Here is an 8,312-nt window from a genome sequence, read left to right on the forward strand (position 1 = left end):
GGAACGCATGTCAGCGAGTACTACCGCGCCGACTTCGGCCCCACGGCGAGATGGATGTAGGCTTTAGCACCAGCAGGGGCTACGCTGGTTTATGCACCCGGAGGGTGCCCGGCGTAGCCCCTAGCGAGAGGATCTTGATCCCTCGAAACTAGAATTTGAAGGTGCGGACAACTTCCAGAGGCTGGCGCTTGCCCAGGGCAATATCAAATCCGCCGAGGCCAAGCCCGTAGGTGTAGCCCGTCGCGCTGTTGTAGCCCGCACGCAGAGCAATCGGGCCGAGTTTTTGCTCCGCACCCACCCGCAGCTCCGCTTTTCCCACGGCCCCCGTGATGTCTACGAGATCCGCCACGGCAGTCATTCCGCCCTTCTGGAAACCCACCCCCGCCGTCGCCGTGGTGGCGAGCAGGTTGTAGGTGCGCGCTCCGCCACCGCCATTGGCATTCGCACCGAACTGACCAACGAAGGTGAAGTTTGGCTTGACGGCGTTAGCGATCACGAGGCCCCCGGAGAAACCCAGGAACTTCTTGGACTCTAGCATGATCCCTAGATCCGCCCCGAGTCCCTTTTTGGTGAGAGTATCCTGCCCATTCATCTCCGGGGCACGTAGCGCGTCCGCACTGGAATCGAGTGTTGCCTTCTCTCCAAAGAAGTGCGAGTAGATCGCGTTCATGTACTTAAGCCGGGCACCGACTGCTATATTGAAGTTCTCGCCGCCGCTGCCGGACTTGAGCTGCGTGGCGAACCCGATCTGGGGCAGCGAGTAAATAGCGGTCGCCAGCACATCGGCGCGTGCATCGCTGGGAACGCTGCCCGTTGCGCCGTTCTTGCCCCACGTCTGAAGGGAGGCATTTGGCAGAACGTAGCCCTGCCCGACACCGCTTGCCAGAAACTCGACGGGACCGAGGCGCAGCCCCAGGCTCGCGTTGAGGCCAAAGCCGGAGGTCTCGGAGGCGAAGCGACGTGCTAGATCGGTGGCATCCGCACCGGATCCACTGGTCAGAAGGAAGTTGGCCGCCTTGTCCAGAGAGATCGCACCGCTCGCACGTGCGCCGATATTGGGATAGTGAACACGCATCAGGCCTTTGGCAAAAGCCAGCGAGGCCGGGTTGTTGCGTGAGCCCATCCCGCTGATACTATTACCGGCAAGCGAAGCGATACCAGCACCACCCATGGCAAAAGCTCGGGCATCGCCTCCAAAAGTAATGTCTTGTGCCTGTGCGGGGAGTGCTATCAGAGCAACGGCTCCTGCAATCACCGTGGATCGTCGAGAAAAGATCATTTTTACTAATCTCCTAAAGTTGAGTTGTCACTAATATTCGGCGATGCAACCAAACTTCCTCCCGCAGGAAACTACAAGGGCAATGGTGAACGTCTGCGTGTGCGGTACTTGTTTTTCTTTTTTTGTTGGCTCTGCTTGGGCGCACCTGTGGTTGCCCAGGATGCATTTAAGGGAAGGGTGACGGAAATTGAGCGTGGGGATCAGCTCTCTGTTCAGTTAGACTCATGGGTTCTTAAGGTGCGTCTGCACGGAATCGAGTGTCCCCATGAGGGCAATCTGGCAGCGGTCGCTAAGGAGTGGACTCAGGGGCGCATTCTGGGGCAGCCGGTGCAGGTGGGCGTCCGAGGGACGGCAGCTAAGGGAATTGTCTATGGTGATGTCAGCTACCTACCTGGTGCGCATAATATCGCCATCGAGCTGACCGAGCAGGGGCTGGCAACTTGGTCCGCGCGCTACGCTCCCACCCGCCGGGATCTCGCGGCGGCGCAAGGGCGTGCTCAAGTTGCCCACGCCGGTGTCTGGGGCAATAACGAGGCGGAAACGATCCGCTTGCGGCAGCAGATCAAGCAGTGGCAAAAAGACCGGGCAACCCCTGCACCGATTACTTCTCCCGCACCAACAGCTTCGCCCGCGCCGAGGGCATCTCCGATTCCCGCTGCGCCGACAAAGCTCGCCGGAACTCCTTCGCCAACTCCTGCTGCTAAAAATACACCCTCGAAATCTGTTGTTGCCCCGTCTGTGCCCTCTGTTAAATCCCCCTTGCTCTGGCCCATGGTTCTGGGAATTCTTGGGGCTGCTGGGCTACTTACTCTTGCTGAGCGGGTCAGCCGCGATGCGCGTCGTCTGCGCCAACGTCCGACAGTGCTTGCTGATGCTCAGCTGCGCGTGGATGCGCAGGGGCGAACCGGGCCTCTCAAGTTTCGGGGGTTAGCCCATGCGGCGGGGGAGCAAGTGGCGAGTATCGCGGGACATATTCCTGGCCTCTATGTCCACGAAGTTACCCAGATTTTCCGTGACGGTGCCTGGCGTACCACCTACAATGAGACCGACGCGTGTCCGTTTATCCTCGACGATGGCTCAGGCGAGGTTCGGGTTTCCGTGGAGGAGTGCCTCTACAAGCCTATCCGAATCGCCCGCTTTTACAACGACATTCCCGTGGAGCGGTGGCACGCCCACTCCTACGGGGGCGACATCCGCACGGAGGTTTTCTTTATTCCCTCCGATGTCACTCTGGTGCTCTACGGCGAGCTTGGTGATCTAGCTAAGCAGACCGTGCTGGTGATCGAAGGGGATGAGCGCCGCCTGACTCTTCTGCCCGTCCGTGCAACCATCGGCTTGATTGTGGCGGCAGTGCTCGCGCTTGTATTAGGGGGCTATTTTACGGTTTCGGGCGCAGGTTGACCCGGAGAGCTGCGTAGCCGTCAATCTGGAAGTGCTCCACGCGTAGCGTGTGCGCTCCGCCCAGCGTGACAGCGACGGGGTAGAGTGTTGGCCCCTGGTACTTCCAGGCTTCCGTGAGAATCGGCTTGCCATCCAGCCAAACACGGCAACCATCGTCGGTTGTGATCTCTAGGAGATACGCGCCCGGTGGTACAGAGAACTTTCCATCAGCAATAGTCAGGTAGTGGTCATTAGGTATCCCCGCGCCAAAGGAGCTGCCTGCGTAGTCCAGCCGATCGCGCTTCTCGGTCTTCAGCGGTGTGCCCTGGATTACTTCTGCAAAGTGCGCGGGGGCGGGGGCGCTGTGAACCTCCGTGGGGTTTTCAGGCTTGCTCCAGCGGTAGAAAGAAACACTCCAGTCTATGGGCGCGAAAAAGTGCGAGAAGCCAAAACGCATGGGTTTCCCCTTAGGCGTCACGATTCCTCGGTAGTCTCGCGTGGGCTCCCCAAGATACTCCAGCTCCACTTTTGCCTGCCCACCCTGCCCTTTGGGCGTGATAATTACGGTATCGGGCACGCTCCCAGACTTTGCGGAGAGCGTCACCCCATCAGCGGAGACCAAGCGCCAGCGTCCTTTCGGCCCGAGAATATCATAATGACCGTCTCCACGCGGCCAGAGTAGGGGGCGGTCAAAGGCGTACGGTCCCCACTCGTCCACGAAGATATAGCGCCGTCCACGGAGCGTGTTTTTCGGAAGAAACGGCATGGGCACACCGGAGATTGGTGCAGGCTCAACGAAGCCCTGCACTGTGGCTGCCGGACTTGAAGTCGGACTCCAGGGAAGCTGAAAGCGCTTGAGGTAGGCTTTCCTATCGGTCTCAGTGGCAACAATAGTATTGCCGCTGGGCTGCATCACGGCGGGAAAGCGTGTGGTGTCGGTGGTGTTTGACGTCTCCCGCACGCGGTCCGTGGCGCGAATATTCAGGGGTTTGGTGCAGCCAACAAAGCGATTGTAGGCGATATCGTAATCCCGACTGGTGGTCTCGTGCTTGCGGACATAGGCCCAGTTTGGGTCTTGGGTCGGGTTCTTCCAGAGATTAATCGCCGTGAGATCTCGGTGAAAGAGATTGTGCGAAATGGCATTGTCTCGTCCGTGCTCGATGGCAATCCCTTCGGCGTTAAACCCGAAGACATTCCCGACAATCTTTGTCTCGTAGCTGTAGCCGCCCCAGACACCGTGCCAGCACTCTAAAATTAAATTATTGACAAAGGCATTGCGCGAGAAAGTCGCCTCGATCCCATTGGTGGGGGCGTGAGAGAAATCATTGCCGAAAACTAAGTTGTCATCGCAGCCGCCACGCCCGGTGTCCATGGTGGTCTGGCCCGCCCACAGAAAGAAGCCGTCGCCGCCGTGCGTCACGGAGTTGTAGGCAAAGAGATTCTCGCTGCTCTGCTCGTAGATCAGAATCCCCGCCGAGTCCTGGCCGCGATTATAGACACCGTGGCTGTAACCGCGCACGCACCAGTCTATTTTATTCTGAAGGATTTTATTATGCGAGCTTCGGTACATTCCCAGCCCAATTGCGGAGAGAAACGAGAAGTTGTTCCCCGCCACAAGGCCATCGTTGCAGCGCGTGAGCATCAGGCCACACTGCCCGCGCAGCGCCGTGCACTTGCGCACCGAGAAACCCGCACAGTCCACTAGATAGAGCGCCGCGCCGTACTCCAGCCACTCGTCTTTTTCGTTCTGGTGAAAGCTCATCCAGTCCGATAAATCTTCTTTTTCTAGCGTGCTGGCGAGCCGTTGCTTCCAGTTATCCGACGCGTCAATGCTCTCCAGCTTCAGCCCCAGACAGCTTCGTGCCAGCACCCCGACTTTGTAGCCCTGAACACGTAGATTCTTGAGCGTGATATTCTTGCCCGTGACACGCACCCCAACCCCGGCGCGTTTATCGGGCTCCGTTGTTGGCACCGTGCCACGAAGCGTTGCGCCTCCGAAGTCCACCGTGAGATTGTCTCCTGTGATGGTGATGCCTTCGGGCATAAAAAACTCACCTCGCGAAAACTTGCGCGAGGTGGTGAGGGTTGCTGGTAGTTGCATGGGTTACTCTGCGAACGGATCGTCGAGCTCTTCGTCGGCGGGCGGTGGGGACGGGCGGCGCTGCGCGGCAGGACGCGCGGGGGCGGGTGCTGCGGCGGGGGCACGGGGCGCGGGCGCGGCGGCGCGGGGGGCCATCGGACGGGGAGCCGCATCGCCTTCGGCGAAGAACTCATCTGCCTCCGGCTCGGGCTTCTTGTTATCTTCTCCTGGCTGTGCCTCGACCTGCGAGAGATACATCACATGCGTCGGCTGGTTCTCTGCTTCACGGTACTCATTTTTGAAGATTAGTATCTTCACTTGAGGCGAGAGCTTGCCCGTCAGAAAGGTCTTGCCGTTCTTGTCTTTGTTGGTCCAGAGACCACCTAGCTTGATCATGTCAGATGCCATAGTTTGTTAATTTTCCTTATTTTTCGCCCCCATGAACGGGGGCGTGATATTGTCCTCGTACCTCGGACACAAAGGGCGTACCGCCCATCCCGAATCAATCTGTATGGCCCGGAGGGCCTTCGTGTCGCGAAGCGACAATAAGACCGGGTGCCCTCTGGGCGCGTGAATGGGAGCGGTATGGCGGTATGGTATAATTCCAGCGTCTTTCGGGCTTGTAGCTCAGCGGTAGAGCGCGGGACTCATAATCCCTTGGTCGCGGGTTCGAATCCTGCCAGGCCCATATCTTTTACCCACCAGGCCCATATTTTTCTCACTCCTCGGCGGCTACGCTACCCGGAAAGAGAGGTGACGGCCCTCGACATCTTCTTCCCACTGCGCCTCGACAGCGGTGACTTGCGCTTGCGCGGGACCACGGTGGAGTTCCGCGAGGAGCGCCTGTAACGGAGCGCGCTCTAGAGCCTCCGCCTCGACTTCGACACTGCCATTCGAAAGGTTCTTGACGTAGCCTCCACCTACTCCGGTGAGACGCTGGGCAGTGTGGTGTACCCAGTAGCGAAAACCGACTCCCTGTACATTGCCCTGAACCTTGGCACTTAAACGGATCATAGTTACTCTTTTCCTCCCACACGGCGTGAGTGCGTTGCTAGATCATACACAAACTCTAGGGTCTGCGCCACCGGTTGCCCATTCTTGAGAGCGGGCTGCCACTGCCACTGACGGATCGCCTCCAAAATAGCATCGTCAATCTCCTCATCACCCGAACCCTGAGTCAGGTTGACATCTACACCTCCCGTGACGCTCACGGCAATTTTGACTTTGACGGTGCGGCTGTAGGTGCGCGATGCGGCATCCTCTGGCAGGTTTGGATAGAACAGCGCCTGAGGCTCCGCAGGGTGCGTGGGGCCAAAGGTGCGCGGTTTGTAGCTGGAGGGCACGGTGACACTGGCGTGGGTGATCTTGTCTCCCACCACAAGCTTCTCCAAGACGTCTTGCCCCGCCGTGACCCGCCCGAGAAGTGTGTAGCCATTGAGATCGAAGCCGGGGACATCGCGTTTGAGGATGTAGAACTGGCTCCCGGCGGAGTCACGCTCCGGGCCGCGCGCCATCCCGACGACGCCTTTGGTGTTCTTGAGGCCCCGGTTTTGTTCGTAGGGGATTGTGTAGCCCGGCCCGCCCGTGCCATTGCCCAGAGGGTCACCGCCCTGAATCAGATCCGCCTCGATTCGGTGAAACGTGAGGCCGTCGTAGAACCCACGCTGTGCCAGGTTGATGAAGTTTGAGACAGCAACCGGGGCTTCGGTGGGCTCTAGCTCGATTTGAATCGTCCCTTTTGCGGTTTCGAGAGTAGCAACGGGCCGCTCGGCCTGTTTCTTAGGCTTTTGAACTTTTGGCTTTTCTTCTTTTTTAGGTTTCTCGTCTTTTTTCTTCTCTACTTTCTTCTCCGCTACGGGCGGCTTTTGCGCCGGGGGGGGAGTCTGAACGAGAGGATTCGAGAGCAGTAAAAGGGCTAGGACACTGAGCATTGACTCTACTCCACGATCTTTACTTTGAGCATCTTGTCGCCGATGGCGATCTTCTCCGCCACTGCCTGTCCGGCCACGACCTGTCCGAAGACCGTGTATTTATTGACACCATCGGGCTCTTTTTCGTCAAGGCTCGGGGCGGGTTTGCCGATCACCACGTAAAACTGGCTTCCCGCAGTGTCTCGCCCGGCATTTGCCATCGCCACGGCACCTCGGTTGTGTTTGAGAATGCCATTTTTTTCATTAGGAATCTTCCAGCCCGGCCCTCCCGAGCCATTGCCCGCTGGATCGCCGCCTTGAATCACAAAGCCAGGCTCGACTCGGTGAAAAGTTAGGCCATTATAAAACCCTTTTTGGGCTAGCTTGATAAAGTTCGCGACGGTCTTGGGGGTGATATCTGGGTAGAGAACGATCTGAATGACACCTTTGGATGTTTCAATAATTGCCAGAGGCCGTTTAGTTTTCTGGGGTGTTTGTCGTGGATCCATATTTATATTGTACCTGCCCCCTGAGAGCACCTGAGTGTCTTTCCGGTTACGAGTTTTTTGGTGCGCTATAATACCTCTATGAGCACAGTGGTGGCAGTTCCCTCGATTTCTGAAGCCGGGCGTACGTTCCGTCTCACTCGCGCCCATGTCGCCGTTTTGTTAGAGGCAGGACTCGTCGAGCAGGCTCGCTACGAGCTGCTCAATGGTGTCCTGGTAGAGAAATTGCCACAGAACAAGCCCCACGTCGTCAGTTGCCGTCGAACGACCCATGCACTGGAAGATCGGTTTGGACGTGATCGGGTGGGAGCACAAGCCCCGATTGTCCTGGATGATCTCAACGAGCCCGAACCCGATGTCTTCGTGACGCGCCTGCCGCTGGAAGACTATTCAGATAATCCGCCTGCATGTGAAGTGCTGCTTGTCGTCGAGGTTGCCGATGCCACGCTGCGCACCGATCGAACGGATAAAGCGGAGTCCTACGCCCGCGCTGGAATTCCTGAGTACTGGGTGGTGGATGTCAAAGGCCGTCGCCTGATTGTTCACCGCCAGCCAAGCGACGATGGCTATGGCTCCGTGCAGACTCTACTGGAAAACGTTTCCGTTGTTGCGCTTGCTGCGGAAAGTCAGCTGATGATTCAGGATTTACTGCCTTGAAAAGTAAGGCCCTCCCATGAAGTTTGTTCGGTATATTCCTCTCCCGCTCTCGCGGGTCACTTCTGAAAACCAGCAGGGACTGGAGCAAGTCTTGGGCGTGGTTGTGCCGCAGACAGAGTATGTCTTGCCGGTACAGCACGCCTTTGTTGAGGCCGATCTTGCACGGCTTCTGGACTGGGCCGACGCTCCAATAGATAGTATTGCCTGGCTGCTTTCCTATCGTCCGCTTGGGCTGCGCACGATTGCGGGCTTGCCTGTCCGTTGGGATGCCGCCGTCAAGCCGTTCGCCAAGCAACTCAGCCATGTTGAGCTGCTGCCACCCGTGAAGAACATCCCCTCTTTCCGCGACTTTTATGCCTTCGAGGCCCATGTGAAAAACGCCCGCAAGAAGCGCGGGCTGGAGATGATCCCGGAGTGGTACGACGCGCCCGTTTTCTATTTCTCTAACATAGCCAGCATTGTCGGAGGCGGAGCTAGAATCAAGAAACCCACCGAGACCC

At 58.1% G+C, this 8,312-nt stretch carries 8 protein-coding genes, 1 tRNA gene and 1 pseudogene; 4 read left to right on the forward strand and 6 right to left on the reverse strand.

Going from position 1 to position 8,312, the window contains the following annotated elements; translation table 11 throughout:
• Positions 1–148 precede the first annotated feature (148 nt).
• Positions 149–1,279, reverse strand: a complete 1,131-nt coding sequence (locus tag ACH2EH_RS22715) for a hypothetical protein (protein ID WP_395145346.1) — start codon at positions 1,277–1,279, stop codon at positions 149–151.
• 177 nt (positions 1,280–1,456) lie between these two features.
• Here ACH2EH_RS22715 and ACH2EH_RS22720 point away from each other — a divergent pair, with 177 nt between their 5' ends.
• The gene (locus ACH2EH_RS22720; RefSeq protein ID WP_395145348.1) at positions 1,457–2,680 is read left to right on the forward strand and encodes a thermonuclease family protein; all 1,224 of its coding nucleotides are present in this window, start codon (positions 1,457–1,459) and stop codon (positions 2,678–2,680) included.
• Here the strand turns inward: ACH2EH_RS22720 and ACH2EH_RS22725 are convergent.
• On the reverse strand, positions 2,658–4,760 hold the full coding sequence (locus ACH2EH_RS22725; protein ID WP_395145350.1) for a NosD domain-containing protein: 2,103 nt from the start codon (positions 4,758–4,760) through the stop codon (positions 2,658–2,660). The two genes, ACH2EH_RS22720 and ACH2EH_RS22725, sit on opposite strands and share 23 nt — an antisense overlap.
• A 3-nt stretch (positions 4,761–4,763) precedes the next feature.
• Entirely contained in the window at positions 4,764–5,147 is a 384-nt protein-coding gene (locus ACH2EH_RS22730) for a hypothetical protein (RefSeq protein WP_395145351.1), read from the reverse strand.
• 208 nt (positions 5,148–5,355) lie between these two features.
• Between ACH2EH_RS22730 and ACH2EH_RS22735 the strand changes: the two genes are divergently transcribed.
• Positions 5,356–5,427 (forward strand) — tRNA-Ile (locus tag ACH2EH_RS22735).
• A 44-nt stretch (positions 5,428–5,471) separates the two neighbouring features.
• Here the strand turns inward: ACH2EH_RS22735 and ACH2EH_RS22740 are convergent.
• Genes ACH2EH_RS22740 through ACH2EH_RS22750 form a run of 3 tightly spaced genes read right to left on the reverse strand, consistent with a single transcriptional unit; the run spans position 5,472 to position 7,158 of the window.
• A complete protein-coding gene (locus ACH2EH_RS22740) occupies positions 5,472–5,753 on the reverse strand; it encodes an acylphosphatase (RefSeq protein ID WP_309694263.1) in 282 nt (93 codons plus the stop codon).
• A 2-nt stretch (positions 5,754–5,755) separates the two neighbouring features.
• Positions 5,756–6,670: a TonB family protein gene (locus tag ACH2EH_RS22745; protein WP_395145353.1), complete on the reverse strand. Its 915-nt coding sequence runs from the start codon at positions 6,668–6,670 to the stop codon at positions 5,756–5,758.
• Positions 6,671–6,675: 5 nt separating this feature from the next.
• Positions 6,676–7,158 (reverse strand): peptidylprolyl isomerase, encoded by a 483-nt coding sequence (locus ACH2EH_RS22750; RefSeq protein ID WP_395145355.1) that lies wholly within the window; start codon positions 7,156–7,158, stop codon positions 6,676–6,678.
• A gap of 78 nt (positions 7,159–7,236) precedes the next feature.
• Between ACH2EH_RS22750 and ACH2EH_RS22755 the strand changes: the two genes are divergently transcribed.
• Both ACH2EH_RS22755 and ACH2EH_RS22760 read left to right on the forward strand, forming a co-directional pair.
• Positions 7,237–7,812, forward strand: coding sequence for a Uma2 family endonuclease (locus ACH2EH_RS22755; RefSeq protein ID WP_395145357.1), 576 nt, complete (start codon positions 7,237–7,239; stop codon positions 7,810–7,812).
• 16 nt (positions 7,813–7,828) lie between these two features.
• Positions 7,829–8,312, forward strand: a pseudogene (locus ACH2EH_RS22760) (hypothetical protein); the annotation flags it as partial.

The sequence above is a fragment of the Armatimonas sp. genome (assembly GCF_043760365.1).
Classification (GTDB): domain Bacteria; phylum Armatimonadota; class Armatimonadia; order Armatimonadales; family Armatimonadaceae; genus Armatimonas.